General features: G+C 74.8%; 10 protein-coding genes. All 10 read right to left on the bottom strand.

Annotated elements, in window-relative coordinates; genetic code table 11:
- Window positions 1-11: 11 nt before the first annotated feature.
- On the bottom strand, window positions 12-2540 hold the full coding sequence (locus NHH00_RS10945) for a glycoside hydrolase family 3 C-terminal domain-containing protein (protein ID WP_253052009.1): 2529 nt from the start codon (window positions 2538-2540) through the stop codon (window positions 12-14).
- Between the two features lie 245 nt (window positions 2541-2785).
- Window positions 2786-5779 (bottom strand): glycoside hydrolase family 3 C-terminal domain-containing protein, encoded by a 2994-nt coding sequence (locus tag NHH00_RS10940; protein ID WP_253052007.1) that lies wholly within the window; start codon window positions 5777-5779, stop codon window positions 2786-2788.
- Window positions 5780-5979: 200 nt separating this feature from the next.
- A complete protein-coding gene (locus NHH00_RS10935) occupies window positions 5980-6393 on the bottom strand; it encodes a hypothetical protein (RefSeq protein WP_253052004.1) in 414 nt (137 codons plus the stop codon).
- 128 nt (window positions 6394-6521) lie between these two features.
- On the bottom strand, window positions 6522-8918 hold the full coding sequence (locus NHH00_RS10930) for a glycoside hydrolase family 3 protein (RefSeq protein WP_253052002.1): 2397 nt from the start codon (window positions 8916-8918) through the stop codon (window positions 6522-6524).
- Window positions 8919-9185: 267 nt separating this feature from the next.
- Window positions 9186-10571 (bottom strand): ATP-binding protein, encoded by a 1386-nt coding sequence (locus tag NHH00_RS10925; protein WP_253051998.1) that lies wholly within the window; start codon window positions 10569-10571, stop codon window positions 9186-9188.
- Window positions 10568-11281 carry a LytR/AlgR family response regulator transcription factor gene (locus NHH00_RS10920; RefSeq protein ID WP_253051996.1) on the bottom strand — a complete coding sequence of 238 codons (714 nt, stop codon included), beginning with the start codon at window positions 11279-11281 and terminating at the stop codon, window positions 10568-10570. The genes NHH00_RS10925 and NHH00_RS10920 overlap by 4 nt, the downstream gene beginning before the upstream one ends.
- 175 nt (window positions 11282-11456) lie before the next feature.
- Window positions 11457-15692, bottom strand: a complete 4236-nt coding sequence (locus tag NHH00_RS10915; protein WP_253051994.1) for an SCO7613 C-terminal domain-containing membrane protein — start codon at window positions 15690-15692, stop codon at window positions 11457-11459.
- A gap of 93 nt (window positions 15693-15785) precedes the next feature.
- Window positions 15786-16703 carry a ketopantoate reductase family protein gene (locus NHH00_RS10910; protein ID WP_253051992.1) on the bottom strand — a complete coding sequence of 306 codons (918 nt, stop codon included), beginning with the start codon at window positions 16701-16703 and terminating at the stop codon, window positions 15786-15788.
- A 32-nt stretch (window positions 16704-16735) separates the two neighbouring features.
- Window positions 16736-18031: a YibE/F family protein gene (locus tag NHH00_RS10905; protein WP_253051990.1), complete on the bottom strand. Its 1296-nt coding sequence runs from the start codon at window positions 18029-18031 to the stop codon at window positions 16736-16738.
- A 61-nt stretch (window positions 18032-18092) separates the two neighbouring features.
- Entirely contained in the window at window positions 18093-18263 is a 171-nt protein-coding gene (gene rpmF / locus NHH00_RS10900) for a 50S ribosomal protein L32 (RefSeq protein WP_154797174.1), read from the bottom strand.
- Window positions 18264-18357: the final 94 nt, after the last annotated feature.

The following is an 18357-nucleotide window of genomic DNA, read 5'->3' as shown; positions in this document are numbered from 1 at the left end:
CTTCGAGCAGGTCAGGCGTCGCCGCGGAGGGTGCGCGCGGTGCGACGGTCGGCACGGCGGTTGCGGACGAACCCGCGCAGGACGGCGCCGGTGCCGCGGAAGAGGTGGCCGTTGACGATGCGGAGGATGCCCTCGACCATCGCGGCGTCGACCAGGCCGCCGGTCATCTTCCCGATGGCCCGGAACGGCATGTTGAGCAGGAACAGGATGTTGAGGTCCGGCGTCCCCTTGCGGTCCGCGGCGTCGCGCCGCCAGGACAGGATCCGGAACGCGAGGCGGGCGAGCGGCGAGCGCGCGTCCGCGAGGCGCGACAGCGGGTCGTTGACGCCGAGGGGACCGGACCAGGCCGCCGTCGGGACGGGGCGACCCAGGAGCGCCGCGAACTGAGCGTCCGACACGTCGTGGACGCGCCCGGTGCGGTACGGCTCCGGCAGGTCGTCCTCGGTGCGGGGCGGCACGGTGCCGGCGAGCTCGACCGTCGCCCCGAGCGGCAGGTCGTCCACGTGGGAGCCGACCAGCACCGACCACGCGCCCTGCTCGACCTGCCACGCGCCCGTCGCGACGTCCCAGTGCCGGAACGCCGCCTCTCCGAGGGGCACGGTGACCGTGCGCGACTCGCCGGGCGCGAGCTCGACCCGCGCGAACCCGGCGAGCGTGCGCACCGGGCGGTGGACGCCCGGCGTCTCGCGGCGCACGTAGACCTGCACGACGTCGGCCCCGGCGACCGTCCCGGTGTTCGTCACGGTCACGGTCGCGGTCGCGGTGACCGTCGCAGCACCCGTCGCAGCACCCGTCACAGGGCCGCTGTCGACCACGAGGCCCGAGTGCGCGAACGTCGTGTAGGAGAGCCCGAACCCGAACGGGAACGCCACGGGGACGTCGGCGCTCGTGTAGTACCGGTAGCCGACGTACAGGCCCTCGCGGTAGACGGCGGTGCGCCCGGTCGCGGGGAACGCGCCGGCGGTCGGGGTGTCCGCCAGACGCACGGGCAGCGTCTCGGCGAGCCGCCCGGACGGGTTGACGACGCCCGTGAGCACGTCGAGGATCCCGCCGGCACCGGCCTGGCCGGAGAGGTAGCCGTGCACGAGCGCCCGGGCGGAGCCGAGCCACGGGGTCGAGATCGCGCCGCCGCCCGCGAGCACCACGACCGTGGCGGGGTTGGCCGCGGCCACGGCCTGGAGCACCTCGACCTGCGACCGGTGCAGCGCGATCGTCGAGCGGTCCAGCCCCTCCGACTCGGCGATCTCGTCCAGACCGAGGAAGAGGAGCACGACGTCGGCGCCGCGCGCGGCCTCGACGGCCTCGTCGCGCAGCGCGGGGTCGGGCGTGCCGTCGCGGCGGAAGCCGGGGGCGAAGGCCGTCAGGTCGAGGCCGGAGTCCCCGATCACGTCGAGCACGCTGTCGAGACGCGTCGGGTTCACCGCGGACGAGCCGGAGCCCTGGTAGCGCGGGGTGCGCGCGAAGTCGCCGACGACCGCCACGCGCGTCCCGGCGGCGAGCGGCAGGATCGCGTCGTCGTTCTTGAGCAGCACCGCCGAGCGCGCCGCGACCTCGCGGGCGAGCGCGTGGTGCGCGTCGGCGTCGACGGCGGGGGCGGTGCCCGGCTCGCGGGCCTCCGCCACGAGGCGCAGCACCTCGTCGGCGCGCGCGTCGAGGTCGGCCTCGTCGAGGCGTCCGGACCGGACCGCGTCCACGAGCTGGCGCGCCGAGCCGAGCCCGGCCGCCGGCATCTCGAGCGTCCCGCCCGCCGCCGCGGCCGCGACGACGTCGTTGGACCCGCCCCAGTCGGAGACGACGGCGCCGTCGAAGCCCCACTCGCGGCGCAGCACCTGGGTGAGGAGGAACGGGTCCTCGTGGGCGTACACGCCGTTGACGAGGTTGTAGGAGGACATGATCGTCCGGGGCCGGGCCTCCGCGACGACGATCCCGAACGCCGTGAGGTACACCTCCCGCAGCGTCCGCTCGTCGACCACGGAGTCCGAGACCATGCGGCGCAGCTCCTGGGAGTTCGCCGCGAAGTGCTTGGGGCACGCGGCGACGCCCTGGGACTGGATGCCGCGCACGTACCCGGCGGCCATCCGGCCCGCGAGCAGCGGGTCCTCGGAGAAGTACTCGAAGCTGCGCCCGCCGAGCGGCGACCGCTTGATGTTGAGGCCCGGGCCGAGCAGCACGTCCACGTCCTGCGCTGCGGCCTCGGCGCCGAGCGCGGCGCCCACGCGCTCGGCCAGCTCGACGTCCCACGTGTTCGCCACGGCGGCGGCCGTCGGGAAGCACGTGGCCTCCTGCGAGGCCGCGATGCCGAGGTGGTCGGCCGCGCCGAGCTGCTTGCGCACGCCGTGCGGGCCGTCGGCCAGCCACAGCGAGCGGATGCCGAGCCGCGGGACGTCGTGCGTCTCCCACACGGTCTTCCCCGTCAGGAGCGCGGCCTTCTCCAGGAGCGTCAGGCTCGCGGTCGGGACGACGCCGGTCGTCGCGGTCGTCGTGCCCGGTGCCGAGGCCGTCTCGCCGGCCGCGGCGGTGGTCTCGCCGTGGAGCTGCACGGTGCTCTCCTTGCGTGGTCGTGGGGTCGTGCGGGGTCTGTCCGAGCGGTCTGCGGGCAGGGCGGGGCCTGCCGTCGGCGGTGCGTCGGCGACGGCGCAGCTCGGGACGTGCGGGGCGGGGCCCGGTGCCGGACGGCGGTCCGGGGTCCCGGCGTCGGGCCGGCGGTGGTGGGCGCCACCGGCCCGACGGCGCCGGGTGCCGGGTCCCCGGGCGGTCGCCCGCCCGGGGACCCGGTGGTCACCGGCTACCGGGCGGCGGGGACCGCCGGCTCGGAGGCGGGTGCGGCGACCTTCTCGGCCGCCGACCGGTGCCGGCGGACGCGCCGGACCACGAGGAAGGCGCCGACCAGGACGAGCAGCCCGAGCAGGACCGACACGCCGATCTGGACGTAGACCCAGGTGGGCGGCGTGTAGGTGACCGTCGCGCCGGGGGCGAGCCCGTTCATGGCGTTCGAGTTGGCCACCGTGAACAGGATGTTGTGGGTCGCGTTCCGGATGTCCGTGACGGCCTTCGCGGACGTCGTGTCGCCGAACGACTTCGACGGCTGGAAGGTGAGCGTCAGGTCCGTGCCCCCGTCGAGGCCCTCGTTGGGGTTCATGTACGGGTACAGGTTGAAGTCCGTGATCGCGAAGCCCTCGAAGCCCCACTCCCCGCGCAGCACGTCCGTCATGAGCGGCTTCGAGCCGCCCGTCCACGTCGCGCCGATGCGGTTGAACGAGCTCATGATGCCGAGCGCCCCGACCGTCGTCTCCTCGATCGTGCCCTCGTCGTCCGCGATGTAGCGGACGTCCAGGGAGACGTCCTTGATCGCGAGCTCGAACGGCTTGAGGTAGATCTCGCGGATCGTCTGCTCGGTCGCCCAGGTCGCGGGGCCGTTGTCGACGCGGTTCGTCTCCTGCTCGTTGAGCGCGAAGTGCTTGAGCATCGTGTAGACGCCCTTGCTCGCCGCGCCGTTCGACACGGCGGCGGCCATCCGGCCCGAGAGGAGCGGGTCCTCCGAGTAGTACTCGAAGTTGCGGCCGCCGAAGGGCGAGCGGTGCAGGTTCACCGCCGGCGCGTACCAACCGTTGAGGCCCTTCTGGAGCGCCTCCTCGCCGATCATCGTGCCCATGGCGGTGCCGAGGTCGACGTCCCACGTCTGCGCGATGAGGACCTCGGACGGGTAGGCGACGCCGTTGATCGACGAGTTGATGAAGGACGAGAAGCCCGCCGGTCCGTCGGGCTCGACCGTCTGCGGCTTGGCGATCGAGGCGATCGCGGCCGTCTGGTACGCACCGTTCAGCAGCATGTCCGTCATGTCGCCGACCGTCAGCGAGTCGAGCAGCTCGTCCCACTGCGGGTCGTCCTTGGGCAGCCCGCGCAGGTCGACGAGCGTCAGGTCGGAGCGCTCGCCCGTCGTCGGCATCTCGCCGTCGAACGCGGCGGCCTCGGCGTCGTAGTCCCAGGCGGCGAAGCCGTCCTGCGTGGCCTCGTCGGCGACCGACTGCTCCGCCGTCGGGGCCTGCGGGAACGTGCCCGCGAAGTCCGCGCGGGACATCGGGACGACCGTGCCGTCCGCGCCGTCGGCGCTGAAGCGCGCCGAGACGTCGTCGAACCGGTTGGTCACCTCGGCGAGGTCCGACGCGCGGTGCTCCTCGCCCGCGTACACGACGTCGGACGCGACCGGGTACGTGATCGGCTCAGTGCCCGCCGCGACGGTGTGGGAGTCGGTGCGCAGGCTGAGCGTGTAGTCGCCCGCCTCCAGGACGTACGCCTTCGCGCCCAGGTGGTCGTAGGACGCCATGTCCTCGACCGCGATCTCCAGGGTCACGGTCTCGCTCGCGCCCGGCTCGATGACGCCCGTCTTGGCGAAGTCGCCCAGGACGACCTCGGACTTCTCGATCCCGCCCGGCGTGTACGGGGCGGTGTAGTAGAGCTCGACCACGTCGCGGCCCGCGACGGCACCGGTGTTCGTGACCTCGACCGTGACCGCGACGGTCCCGTCGACATCGCCCGCCTCCGTGCCCGTGACCGCCCAGGTGAAGTCCGTGTAGCTCAGGCCGTAGCCGAACGGGTAGACCACCGCGTCGTCGTAGTCGACGAAGCCCTCGGCCGCCGCGGTCTCGTAGTAGCGGTACCCGACGTAGATGCCCTCGGTGTAGTCGACGAACGGGGCGTTGCTCGTGACGGTCGCGTTGGACGTCGCCTTCTCGACCGCGGAGACCGGGTAGGAGGCCTCGATGTTCGAGTAGAAGAAGCTGCCGAAGTTCGCGAACGTCGGGTCGGCGGTGAAGTCCGCGGCCCAGACGTCGGTCGTGCGGCCCGACGGGTTGACCTCGCCCGTGAGGATCGTCCCCAGGGCGTTGAAGCCGGTGGCGCCGGGCGAGCCCGCGAGCAGGATCGCGTCGACCTCGGGGTCGGCCTGCAGCTCGCCGAGCTCGAGGGTCGTCGACGCGTTGACGACCACGACGACGGTGTCGAAGCTCGCCTTCGCGAGCGCGATCAGGTCCTTCTCGTCCTTGTTCAGCTCGAGCTGGTGCTGCCCCGGCTCGGCGTTGTCGTCCCAGCCCGTCATGTCGCGCGTGAGGTCGCCGCCCTCGCCGCCGGGGCGGCCGATCGTGACGACCGCGGCGTCGCCGAACTCGGCGAACGTCCCGGACTGCGCCTCGTACTCGCCGACCGGCAGCTCGCCGATCGTGTAGCTCGACGCGTCGGGGTTGTCCATCTCGATGTGGCCGCGCGGGTTCTCGGCCGCGAACGCCTCGATCGTGGCGTAGACCTGGTCGTTGACCGTGAGGCCCGCGTTCTCGAGACCGCCGCGGACGGTCACCGCGGAGTTCGTGTCGACCGATCCGGAGCCCGAGCCGCCGAACACCGGGTCGGCGGACGCGCGGCCCAGCATCGTCACGCGGGCGTCCGCGGCGAGGGGCAGCGCGCCGGCCTCGTTCTTCGCGAGGACGATGCCGCCCGCGGCGATCTCCTCGACGAGCGCCTTGGCGGCCTCGTCGACGGACTCCTGGCTGTCGTGCTCGGCCGTGTAGTACTCGGTGTCCCAGCCCGAGGACTCCTCGGAGTTGGTGAACGTGTAGGTGCCGGACCCGAGCTGGGACGCGACCCAGCCGCCCGCGACGTTGAGCGCGACGTTCGCGACGACGACGAGCACGGTCACCGTCGCGAGCACGGGTACCCAGATCCACAGGAACTTCTTGTTCGACATCGGCGTCCTGCCACCGTCGGCGTTCTTCGCCCTGGCGTTCACTGCATTCCTCCTCGAGTGCGGGCCCGTTCCTCAGGCTAGGAGCGGGGTACGGCGCCGCCCGCCGCGGCTGCACGATCGGTCGTTTCTGCGGCACGGACGGTCGTCGTCGTGCGCGACCCGTGCGCGGGGTGGTGCCTCGTCCGTCCGACGTGCCGCCCGGCGGACCGGACGAGCCCGCCGGACGGGCGAGGCACGGGTGGCTACTCCCCGGCCGGGGTGATGGTGCCGTCCTGGTCGATCTGCCACGTCTCGCCGGTCGCGGCCGAGTCGGCCTCGATCGTGTACTTCCCGTCCTTGATGTCGACCGTGCCCTGGACGCGCGAGGCGGCGTCCGAGGGGACGAAGGGCACCACGAGGAGGCCGTACTTCACGGTCGGCTCCTTGACGTCGCTGGCGAGCATGATCTGCGCCCAGCTGTCGTCCTCCGCGAGCGCGTCGGCGACCGCCGTGCGCGCGTTCTCGAGGTCGGTCGCCACGTCGACGTCGGCCGACTGGCTCTCCGACGAGGACCCGCCGGCGGAGTCGTCACCGCTGCCGCACGCCGTCAGCCCGAAGGCCCCCGTGACGGCGACGAGCAGCCCGATCCCCGTGGTCAGCGCCTTGTTCCGCTTCACTTCCTGCTCCTTGGTTCGTTCGTGCCGCGGGCCCACCCCGCGGCCTGGTCGGGGTCGGACGGCGCCGGGCGGGCGCCGTCCGCCCCGGACGGGCGGCCGCTCGTGCGACCGCCCGCCCGTGCGGTCCGTCAGTCCGTGATCGGCCCGCTGAAGTTCAGGCCGAAGCCGAACGCGTACGCGTTGCCCGCCGCGTCGGTGTAGGGCTCGGCGTCCTCCCCGACGTCCTCGAGCTGCTTCTCGACCGCGTCCATGGAGGCCGGGAAGCCGATCGGCAGCCGGCCCTGCGTCTCGTGCAGGCCGAGGGCCGACTCGATGAGCGCCTGGTCGCTCACCCCGAAGCCGACGAGGATCGCGTCGGACCGCGACTCGAACTCGGCCGGGACGGTCGGGTTCGTCGCCTTGAGGACGGTGATCACCGGGATGTCCTTGCCCGACGCCTCGACGGCCGCGAGCGCCCGGTCGAACGCGTCGAGGTCCGACTCGTTCGCGATCCGCGAGGTCTTGCCGTAGTAGGACCGGTTCTCCTGCGTCCCGTCCGGGAGCAGGTCGCCGGAGATCGACGTCTGGCGCACGTTCGCGCCGTCGGCGGTGTACGGGCGGTACTGCAGGGAGAGCGGGTACCACTCGCCGGTCTCGCTGTCGTGGCCGGCCTGCGAGAACGGGTTGCCGTTGTTGGGGCTCTTCATGCCCACGAGCACGAGGTCGACGTCGGACAGGTCCGGCGCGGTGTAGCTCGTGACCTTGCCGTCGGCGTCCGTCACGGCCTCGTCGGTGACGACCTTCCCGAAGTACTCCTCGGCGGTCTCCTGCGTGATGCCCGTGCCCTCGGTGTACTCGCCCGGGCCGAACACGCCGGCGAAGCCGGTGTCGTAGGACCGCGGGATGTAGACCGTCTTGTCCTTCCACGCCTCGGCGTCCGAGGCCGCGACGGTCCCGTCGTTCTTCAGCATGACGACGGAGTCGAGCTGCGCCGCGTAGCCGGCGTCGACCTTGTCCTCGCTGCCGACCGTCGCCGTGGAGGCGTCGAGGTCGAGGTACGGGTTCTCGTAGAGTCCCGGCTGGAACAGCATGGTGAGGATGCGCGTGCCGGACTGGCGGAAGCGGGTGTCGGCGTCGACGTCGTTCGTCCCCGCCTCGAAGTCCTGCTGCCACAGCTCGTGGGCCGCCAGGACGGGCTCGACGGCGTTGTTGCCGCCGAACATGTCCACGCCGTTCTTGAGGATCGCGTAGTGGCGCTCCTCGACCGTGAGGTCCTCGACGCCCCACGACGTCCCGATCATCGCGTCGGGGTCCGTGGTGCCGCCGGCGGTGACGCCCCAGTCCGTGACGACGACGCCGTCGTAGCCGTTGTCGTCGCGCAGGATGCTCAGGCGCTTCGAGTCGTAGGCCGAGCCGACGCGCTCGCCGAACAGCGGCTGCCCCTCACCGTCCAGCGCGATCGAGTAGGCGGACATGACCGCGGCCGCGTCGAGCGCCCCGACGAACGGCTCGGTGTGCTGGTCGAAGTTGCCGCCCGGGTACACGCCGTACTTGCCCGCGGTCGTGTGGGACTCGCGACCGCCCTCGCCCGGCCCGTCGCCGGCCCAGTGCTTGATCATCGCGTTTACCGACTCGGTCCCCCAGCCCTCCTGGCCCGGGGTGCCCTGGAAGCCGCTCACGTAGGCCTGGGCCATCTCGGTGCTGAGGGCGACGTCCTCGCCGAACGTGCCGTCCACGCGCAGCCATCGCGGCTCGGTAGCGAGGTCGATCTGCGGGCTGAGCGCCGTGGCGATGCCCAGCGCGCGGTACTCGGCGGACGCCGCCTCCGCGAACTTCCGCGTCTGCTCCGCGTCGAACGTCGCCGCGAGGCCGAGGTTCGACGGCCACCGGGAGATGTCGCCCGAGGCGTTGTAGTCCGAGGCGCCGGCGGTCGAGCGCGGGTCGGAGCTGAAGTTCACCGGCACGTAGGGCTCGTCCGCGGTCGCGAGCGACTCGGCGAAGGCCTGCATCTGGTTGGACCAGGTGACGTTGGCCTCGACGTCGTTCGGGCCGGCGTTGAGCACGTTGCGCAGGTGGGAGTCCGTCAGGTACTCCTTCTGCGCGTCGGTCAGCCCGTCGGCGGGCGACCGCTCGTGCGAGCTGAACAGCATGAGGCCGGCGATCTGCTCGATCGTCAGCTCCTCGGACAGCGCCGCGGCGCGGTCCTGCGCGCTCTCGCGCCAGTCCTCCCAGGTGTCGAGCGTCCCGTTCGCGTTCATGTCCTTGAACGCGTACTCCTGACCGTCGACCTCCTCGGTCAGCAGCTCGACGGCGCTGTCCGCGCCGTAGGAGAGCGTGGGGCCGTCACCCGGGTTGTCGACGACCACGAAGGCCGTGGTCCCGTCGGTGACCTCCCGCGTGGTGAACGCGTCCGACGCCTTCTCCTCGTCCGGGGTGCCGGCCGTGCACCCCGCGGTGGCCACGAGGGCCAGGCCCGCGAGCGCCGCCGCTCCCCGGACGCGCGCCGCCCTGCCGTCGAGCTTTCCCGCCGTTGTCGTTGTCCTCATCGACCTTCCCTTGTCGTCTCCGCGCTCGTCGGCCACCGCGCCGTCCCCGCCGCCCCACCGGGGCACGTGCGTGGCTGAGCGAGCTCTGCGAACCCGTCGAGGCCCGGACGTCGTGGTCCTGAGCCGCGCCGCCACGCTATGGACGGCCCGGGCGGCCCGGGCGGCGCGGTGCACGAACCGTCGCTTTGCGTGCACGATCGGTCGGCGAGGTCACGACGGGGTCACGGCGCGGGGGCCGGAGGTCCCGTCGGGTCGGGCCCGGAAGGCCTACGCGGTGGTGGCCCCCGACGTGGCCGACCGCCGGGCGGCGGCGGTGGGCGGCCGGTCCTGCGGCAGCGGGAGCAGCACGCGCAGCAGGAACCAGCGGTCCTCGGTGTTGACCGTCATGGAGCCGCCGTACTTCTCCGCGGTGTACCGGATGGACTTGAGGCCGTACCCGTGCCGGGTCCGGTCGGCGCGCCGCGTGACGATGTCGCCGCCCTCCGTGTGGAGCTCGCCGGAGAAGTAGTTCTCCACCGTGAGCAGCACGAACCGGTCGCGCGCGTAGACGGCGACCTTGATGATCCGCCGCTCCGGCTCGGGCACCGCCATGACGCCGTCGATCGCGTTGTCCAGCGCGTTGCCGAACACCGCGGCGACGTCCATGGCGGACATGAAGTCGAGCAGCGCGCCGTCGACCACGCACGTGAGGTCGATGTCGCGCTCGGCGCACTCCTGGCTCTTCGTCGTGAGGATGACGTCGAGCACCCCGTTCCCGGTGTCCGCCTGCCGGGCGTGACCCGAGATGCTGGCCTCCAGGTCGTCCAGGTAGGACGCCCGGCGTCGCGGGTCGACCTCGGCGCGGATCACGCCGATCTGGTGCTTGAGGTCGTGGTACTTGCGGTGGACGATCTTCATGTTCCGCTTGGACTGCAGGTACTGCTCGTGCTGGCGGCGGAGCATCTCGTCGATCGCCCGCACCTCCGACCGCGCCTGGTGCTGGAGCCGCTGGCCCTGCTGCGCGTACAGCGCCACGAACCCGCACAGGTCGACGAGCGTGCGGATGTAGAAGATCTCCAGGCCGAGGCGCCCGCTGAACGGGGTGTTGGCGTTGAGGAAGCTGATGTTGCTCATGAAGAACGTGACGAGCGCGATCGCGACGGCCGACGCGAGCTCGCCGACCGTGACGTCGAGCTCCTGGTCGGGGCGGAAGTGCCGGGACTCGACGACGTACGCGACCCCGTACCCGACCGCGTAGACGAGGACGAAGAACGCGACCTGCCACGCCGTGCCGGGCCGCCCCTCGGGGAGGAAGAAGAAGCAGTGGACCTGCCAGTGCAGGGCCGCCACGAGCTCGGCGAGCACGAGCGCGCGGGCCGCGAAGTACCCGGCGTCCCGTGCCGAGACGCGCGCCGCCGCGACGATGAACCCGTACATGCACGCGACCGCGGCCGCCATGCCCACGGTCCAGAGCTGCCGCGGGAGCAGGTCGGCGAGGGCCTGCACGCCGACCTGCGCGCCGAGCGCCGCGGCGGCGAGGAGGACGAGGCGCGGGCGCGGGAGCCGCGGTCGCCGCAGGAGCACGTAGACGAGGCACGCGAGCCACTCGGCCAGCCCGGTCAGCGCGCGCGGGATGTCCGGCAGGGTCTCCAGGATCGAGGGTGCCTGGGTCATGCGCGTCGCGCCCCGAGGTAGTCGGTGAGCGCCGCGAGGAACGCCTTCTTGCGGGCCCGGCTGATGAGCAGGTCGTGCCCGCCCACCAGGAGCACGCTGCTGCCCTGGATGGCCAGCACGTGCCGCAGGTTGACGAGGTAGCCGCTGTTGCTGCGGAAGAAGTCCTTGCCCTCGAGCTGCGCCTCGAGCGCCTTGAGCGGCCCGACGACGGAGTACCGTCCGTCCACGGTATGCACGGTCGTCCGGTGCTTCGCGCTCTCGAGGAAGACGATGTCGTCGGTCGACACGCGAGCGAGCCCGCCGTCGACCGCGAGCAGCAGGTAGTCCGCCGACCGGCGCCGGAGCCGCGCGACCGACCGCTTGAGCTCCTGCGAGAACGCGAAGTACCGCAGCGGCTTGAGCATGTAGCTCAGCGCGTCGACCTCGTAGCCCTTGATCGCGTGCTGCGTCATGTTCGTGATGAAGATCAGCACGACGTCGGCGTCGACCTGCCGGATGCGCTGCGCGGCGCTGAACCCGTCCAGGTGCGGCATCTCGACGTCGAGGAGCAGGATGTCGAAGTCGGGCCGGTACCCGGCGACGACCTGCTCGCCGTCGGTGAACATGGCGACCGCGAACTGCTCGTCGTGCTCGCGCTCGTACCGTCGCAGGTACTCCACGAGCAGCGCGCTGCTCGCGGGGTCGTCCTCCACGATGCCGATCCTGATCACGATGCCGTTCTCCAGGGACTGTGTCCCCCGGGCACGACCGCGCCGGCGGACACTGCCGTGTGCCGTCGCGGCCTCGCCCTGCTCCTCCGTTGCCGATTCGCCCGCCGGCACGCGGCGGGCCCCGATCATTATGGGCCACGCGGCGCGAAAACGGGCCAGTCGGTAGGGATTTGCGTCAGCGGAGGTCGCGCACGTACGCCGCGGCGCCGTCGTACGCGGCGATCCGGCGCTCGTAGTACGTCGCGATGATGAGCAGCAGGCCGCCGGCCGCGGCGAGCGTCAGCATCCAGGGTCCGGCGGAGATGCGCGTGCCGAGCTGGGACACGAACACGACGAGGATCTCGACCGGCAGCACCGCGACTCCCAGCAGGAACGGCGCCGCGAGATGCTTGCGCGTCCCGACGAGCACCGCGGCCAGCGCGAGCACGACGACGAGCACGGCCCGCCAGGTGCGCGCGTCGGTGTACGTGGCGAGGACCGACGGCCCGAGGAGCGCGAGCAGGCCGGGGGCGAGGGTCCGCCACGACCCGGCGAACCCGACGGGCCACCCGGCGAGCGACGGCGGCGCGCTCGCCTGCGCCCCCGCCTGGCGGGCCGCCCCGGCCGGGCCGCCCGGAGCACCGAGGCCGTCGCCCGCCGTGCCGCCCGAGGTGCCGGGCACCGCCGTCGTGCCGGCCGCGAGCGCGAGGTACCCGGCGACGAGCAGGCCGACGCCGAGCGGGACCGAGAAGACCTCGACGCGCAGCTCGCGCGGCGACCACGCGCCGATCGCGGCGACGAGCGCGAGCGACCACGTGAACCAGGCGGGCGGGAGGTCGAGCCGACCGCGCACCGCGCGCCGCACCCCGACCACGAGGAGCGCGAGCAGGGCCACCTCGACGAGCCAGACCGTCGCGATGACGCCCCACACCGGCCGGACGTTCGCGACGGCCCCGACCACGGCGAGGGTGGCGGCGGGCGCCACGGCCCAGCGCCGCGCGACGTCGGCGCCCCGGCCCCGGCCACCCGCCACCACCCGGGCGCCCACGAGGCCCGCGCCGAGCGCGACCCCGCCCGCGGCGAGCGCCCAGGCGAACCCGAGCAGGAACACCGCGCCGCCGCCCGGCGCGTGCGCGACGTGGAGCGACTCGACGGTCCCGCCGGTCGCCGCGAGCACTCCCGCGCCCGCGAGCCGCAGGGCCGCGGCGCGTCGCCAGCCGCCCTCGCCGGTCCCGCGGCCCAGCAGCACCGCGGCGAGGACGCACCCGGCCCCGGCCACGACGAGGAGCGGCGCCCGGACGTCGCCCGCGCCCGGCGCCGCGCCCAGGGCGAGCACGGACGGCACGACGAGCAGCACCAGCCCCGCGCTCGCGAGCTCCCACCACCGGCGCCCGCGGCGTGCGAGCAGCGCCCCCACGACGAGGGCGGCGAGGGCGGGCGGCGCGGTGTACGCCTCGACGAGCCCGACCTCCGCGGCGGCGAGCGCCGTCCACAGCGCGGCGGTCGCGAGCGCGGCGGCGAGCCACCACTCGCCGCGCCGGTCCCGGTCGCGCGCGGCGAGGCCGGCGCCCACGGCGAGCAGGAGCAGCACCGCGACCGCGACCGTGGGCCCGGCGGCAGGGCGCCCGAACGCGAGCCCGACGGCGATCGCCCCCGTGAGCGCGGCGCTCGCCTCGACGGCGACGCGACCGGCGGCCAGGTGGATCCGGGCCGTGACCGGGCGGGCCGCGGCGAGCGCCGTCGCCACGAGCAGCGCGACGACCGGCAGCACGACGGGCGACCCGCTGCCCGGCAGGAGAAGGGCGCCCGCGCTGACGACGGCGACGGCCGCCGTCGGCAGGACGAGCGCCGCGGCGAGGACGCGCAGCGCGGTGACCGACCCGGGCCGCCGCGAGCCGACGAGCACGACCTCGAGCGCGAGCATCGCGGCGCACGCGGCGACGGACCACCAGCTGCGCTCGTCGACGACCGTGAGGACGCCGAGGCCGAACGGCACCGCGGTCACGCCGAGCACGGCCCACCACGAGTCCCGGTCGACGCGCGGGACGAGCGTCACCGCGAGCGCGGCGAGCGAGGCGACCCCGGAGACCGCGCACAGGACCGCGACGGTCCCGGCGCCGCTCCACGCGAGCGTCACGCCGACCACGAGCAGCGCGTAGCCGTAGGCGGTGCCGACGAGCGGGGCGTGCAGAGCGCGCGGCGCGGCGGCCCGCGCCGCGAGCAGGAGCCCGCCGACGACGACCGCCCCGGCCGTCGCGGTCGGGCGTGCGACCCACGAGCCGGCGACGAGGAGCAGGACGGCGACGATCGCGCCCGCGACGGCGGCCGCGTACCAGACGCGCGCCTCGGCCCGTCCGACCGGCACGGCACCGTGCCGCAGGACGGTTCGGGGGGCGGGGAGCGCCCCGGCGACCGGGCGCAGGGCACGACCGAGCCCTCGTCGGACGGCGCGGACGATCGCGCCCGGCGCGGCGCCACCGGCGCCGACCCCCGGGTCGCCGGCCCCGGCCGCCAGGCCCGCCCGGTGCCCGTCGGGCGGAGCGGTCGTGACGGGCCGGGCGGTCGCGACGACGAGCAGGGCCGCGAGCAGCGCGAGCAGCAGGAGCGAGGTGACGCCCGCGAGCCGCGGGTCCAGCACGAGCGCGACGACGAGCGCGAGGAGCACCCACGGACCGAGCGCGCGCCCCGTCCGCACGACGGGGGCGGCACCGAGCCGTCGCGCCCCGGCGAGGCGCGGGAACGGCACGGCGACGGGCGTGCGCAGCGGGAGCCGGGCGGCGACGAGCAGGACGACCAGGGCGGACAGCAGGCCGAGAAGCGTCCCGTCGAGCAGCGCCGCGCCGACGGTGCCGCCGCGGACGCCCTCCCCCCACAGCCCGGCGGACAGGACCCCGACGCCGAGGGGCGCGTCGTCGAGCGTCGCGGCGGTCCCGGCGGTGCCGGTCACGAGGACCTCCGCCGCGCGCACCCCCGCGACGGCCAGCGCGGGCCCGGCCCCGACGAGGGCGACGACCGCGCCGCCGAGGAGGGCGTCCGACCGTCCGACCGCCGGGGCCGGGGAGCCGAGCACGCCGGACACCGCACGCGGCGAGGTGAGCGCGAGGACGAGGAGCCACGTGCCGGCCGCGAGGGCGGGGACGAGGCCGAGCCATGCGACGTCACCCCCGATCCCGAGCAGCGCGCCCGCGAGGACGGCCGTCGCGCCGCCGACCGCGTACCAGCGCCGCTCGCGGGTCGTGACGCGCAGGAGCACGGCCGCGAGCGCGGCGCCGAGCGCGACGAAGGCAGCCCCGGAGCCGGTCGGGAGGCCCGGCGGGGCGGCGACGGCCAGCCCGACGACCACGGCGAGCGGCACGGCGACCGTGCGCACGACGCCGAGCAGCGCCTGCTCGCCCCGGAGGGCGCTGCCGGCCCGCGCGCCGGAGCGCGCCGCGACGGGCGCGGCGAACGCCGTGAGGCACGCCGTCGTGAGGAGGGCGGCCGCCCAGCCCCACGGCGCCTGCGCGGCCGGCGCCGCGACGAGCGGCACGAGCGGCCCGAGCACCACGGCGCTCGTCACCCACGCCCGGACGCGCGCCCGGTCCCCGACCACGCCGAGGCCGGCCACGACCGCGGCGAGCAGCGACGCGCGCGCCGCCGCGGTGCCGACGCGGTCGAGGCCCCACGCGCTCAGCGCGAGCTCGACGTCCACGACCGCGAGCACGACGGCGAGCGCCGCGACGGCTTCGGCGGACGAGCGCAGGCCGCGCGACCGCAGGAGCACCGCGACCCCGACCGTGAGCACCGTGACGACCCCCGTCACGAGGGCGCGCAGGGCGAGGTCGTCCGCGAAGGTGAAGAACACGAAGACGACCGTCGCGACGGCGAGGAGTCCCGCCCCCGCCCCGGCGAGGACGGGCTGGAGACCCACCGAGCGCGACGGCGCCGCGCCCGGCACGACGGCGGCGCGCGACCCCGCGGGTGCGGGCGGGACCGACCCGGCCGGCGACCCGGGCGACCCGGGCAGCGAGGGACGGACCGGCGCCGGACGGCGTGGCCCGGGCGCGGGCACGGTGCCGGCCACGGTCCCGGCCACCGGCGCGACGGCGGGCGGGCGCGGGCCCGCCTGTCCGCGGCCGGTCGGGTCGAGCGGGCGCATCGCGCCGGGCGGGCCGGCGGGGACCGCGCGGGCTCCGGGCGGGGCGGCGGCCGTACGGGCCGCCCACGCGGCGGCCTCGGGCTGGGCCGCGCGCAGGGCGTCGAGGGCGACCTGGCGACGCGAGAGCGCGTCGGCCGCCTCGCTCGACGCCGCGGCGACCTCGAACGCGAGCGGGCCGGTGAGGTCGAGCAGGCACCGGTCGCAGCGGGACGACCGCAGCGTCGCGGCGCACGCGGGGCAGGAACGCGTCTCGGGCAGCCGCGCCAGCGCGACGTCGACCCACGGCTCTCTCATGACGGACATCCTGGCGAACCTGTGAGGCGCCTGGGGACGCGTCCACAGGGGGTCGCGTGGCGGTCCGGTGAAGGCTCCCGGCGGACGCCGCCGTCAGCCGCCGAGGCCGGCGACGAGCGCGCGCGTGAGCGGCGCGTCCACGCCCGCACGGTCGGCGGCCCGGACGATCGCGCCGCCGATGGCGTCCACCTCGAGCGGGAGACCGGCCTCGGCGTCCCGCAGCATCGAGGACTTGGCCTCCGGCGCGAAGCGCTCGTAGCGGGCGAGCGTCCGCTCGGGGTCCGACGGTGCCCCGCTCGCCGCGGCGACGGCCGCGACCTCGCGCACGAGCGCCTCGAGCTCGGCACCGTGCGCGGTGCGCACGTCCCCGATCGGGGCACGGTACGTCGTCGTGAGCAGGGCGAACGGGGCGAGGAACGAGAGCTTGGCCCACATCAGCGCGGTCTCGTCCGCGTGGACCCTCGTCTCGATCCCGGCCCGGTCGAGGAGCTTCCGCACGGCCTCGACGCGCTCCGGCTCGACGGCGCCGGGCGCGAGCCCCACGTCGACGAACGCGCTCGTGTGCTCGATCTCCCCCGGGGCGACGCGCGCCGACTCGACGCTGATCGTCGCGGGCAGCACGCGCTCGGTCCCGTAGCGTGCGCGCAGCACGTCGAGGTGGTCGAGCCCGTTGAGGAACGGGACGACGACGCCGTCGCCGAGCGCCTCGGGCGGCACCCGGTCGAGCGCGTCGTCGAGCGCGGTCTGCTTGACCGCGACGAGCACGACGTCGACCCGCCGGTCGAGCCGCGTGACCGCCCGCGCGGGGACGTGGAGCTCGCCGACCTGCCGGCTGCGCACGTGCACCCCGTGCTCGGTCAGCGCCGCCGCCGTGGCCTCCCCCGCGAGGAACGTCACGTCGGCCCCGGACCGCGCGAGCAGCGCGCCGACCAGCCCACCGACCCCTCCCGGCCCCAGCACCGCTGCGCTCCGGCCGTCCCGGCCGTCTCGGCCGCTCGTCGTCCCCGTCACCGTCGTCCTCCCGTCGTCCCGCCGGGCCGTCGTCAGGCCGCGGGGACCTCGACCCTACCCACGGGGACGGACCCCACGGACGCCGTGCCCGGCACGGTGAGCGCCGCGATGGCCGTGGTGATCGGGATGGCGAGGACGAGGCCGATCGAGCCGACGAGCGTGCGCACGACCTCCTCCGCGATCTCGCCCGAGGTGAGGCTCGTCGCGAGGCTCTGGTCGGAGAGGTAGACCGCCATGAGCAGCGGCAGGGCCGCGCCGACGTAGGCGAAGGCGATCGTGTAGACGGTCGAGGCGATGTGGTCGCGCCCGATGCGCATGGCGCGCGCGAACAGCTCGCGCCGGGTCGCGAGCGGCGCGACCGCCCGCAGCTCCCAGACCGCCGACGCCTGGGTGATGGTCACGTCGTTGAGCACACCCATGCCCGCGAGGACGATGCCGCACAGCACCACGCCCTGGATGTCCAGGGCGGGCGCGTACTGGGGTATCCACAGGGACTCCTCCGAGGTGAGCCCCGTGATGTTGGCCGCGCCCGAGCCCCACCACCCCAGCACGGCCGTGAGCGCGAGCCCGGCGAGCGTGCCCAGCAGCGCCGTCGACGTGCGCGCGGTGAACCCGTGCGCGACGTAGAGGACGACGAACATGACGAGCGACGACGTCACGAGCGCGACGCCCAGCGCGTCCTGGCCCGTGAGCAGCGCGGGCAGGGTGAACCAGGTGATGACGACGAACGCGCCCGCGAGCCCGGCGAGCGCCGCGAGGCCCCGCCAGCGCGCGACCGCGAGCACCACGACGGCGTACGCGACCGCGAGGATCCCGATGGGGAGCCCGCGCTCGAAGTCCATGAAGACGTACGGGCTCGCGCCCGCCCCGACGGCCTCGGCGATGTAGAGGACGCGAAGCCGGTCACCCTCGTCGAACCCGTAGGCGACGTACTCGGGCGGCGCGCTGACGGTGATGGCGTCGCCACCGACGTCCTCGCCGCCCGCGCGGGAACCGGCGTCGAGGCGGGCGGGCACCTCGCCGGTCTCCGCGTCGATCGGCCCGGTGACCGTGGCGCGCAGGACCGAGCTGCCCTCGGCCGCGACGGGGATGCGGTCCGGGACGTCCGCCGACGCGGGCCACAGCGCGACCAGCCCGGCCAGCGTGGCGAGCAGGGCGGGGACGAGGAACGCCGCGAGCGTGAGACGCACGCGCCGCGTCGCCGGGGCCGCCGGCCCGTGCGCGTGGCCGTGCCCGTGCAGGTCGGCGCGCGACCACCCGGTCTGCTCGCGCCGTTCCCCGCGCCCGGGGACGGGGCCGGACGTCGGGTCGGGGCTCGGCTCGCTCACCCGAGGATGCTGCCACGGCGGGCCGACGGCGCGGGGCGGCACGCGCCGTCGGGCACCGGGATCACTCCGGGAGCGTCACGTAGCCTCGACGCACGCCCGCGACGAGGCGGCGCGGGAGGGTGACCTCGCGCCCGTCGACGACGACGGTGACGAGCTCCGGCACCTGCGCCTTCCACTGCGAGCGACGAGCCCGGGTGTTCGAGCGGGAGAGCTTGCGCTTGGGCACGGCCATGGGGAGTCCTTCCGGTGGGTGGTACGCCCAGCCTAGCGGTTCATGAGAACGATTCTCAAGACGTTCGCCGGGCGGACGCGGGCGGGCGGTAGCA

The sequence above is a fragment of the Cellulosimicrobium cellulans genome, from assembly GCF_024124905.1.
In the GTDB taxonomy this organism is placed as follows: domain Bacteria; phylum Actinomycetota; class Actinomycetes; order Actinomycetales; family Cellulomonadaceae; genus Cellulosimicrobium; species Cellulosimicrobium cellulans_G.
Note: the sequence above shows the minus strand (reverse complement) of the source record. Positions and strands in the feature narration are given on the sequence as shown.

Bases quoted from the DNA above. Each gene is read 5' to 3' on its own strand.
- rpmF (WP_154797174.1), bottom strand. From the start codon at position 18,263: ATGGCCGTGCCCAAGCGCAAGCTCTCCCGCTCGAACACCCGGGCTCGT.
- NHH00_RS10915 (WP_253051994.1), bottom strand. From the start codon at position 15,692: ATGAGAGAGCCGTGGGTCGACGTCGCGCTGGCGCGGCTGCCCGAGACG.
- NHH00_RS10930 (WP_253052002.1), bottom strand. From the start codon at position 8,918: ATGAGGACAACGACAACGGCGGGAAAGCTCGACGGCAGGGCGGCGCGC.
- NHH00_RS10925 (WP_253051998.1), bottom strand. From the start codon at position 10,571: ATGACCCAGGCACCCTCGATCCTGGAGACCCTGCCGGACATCCCGCGC.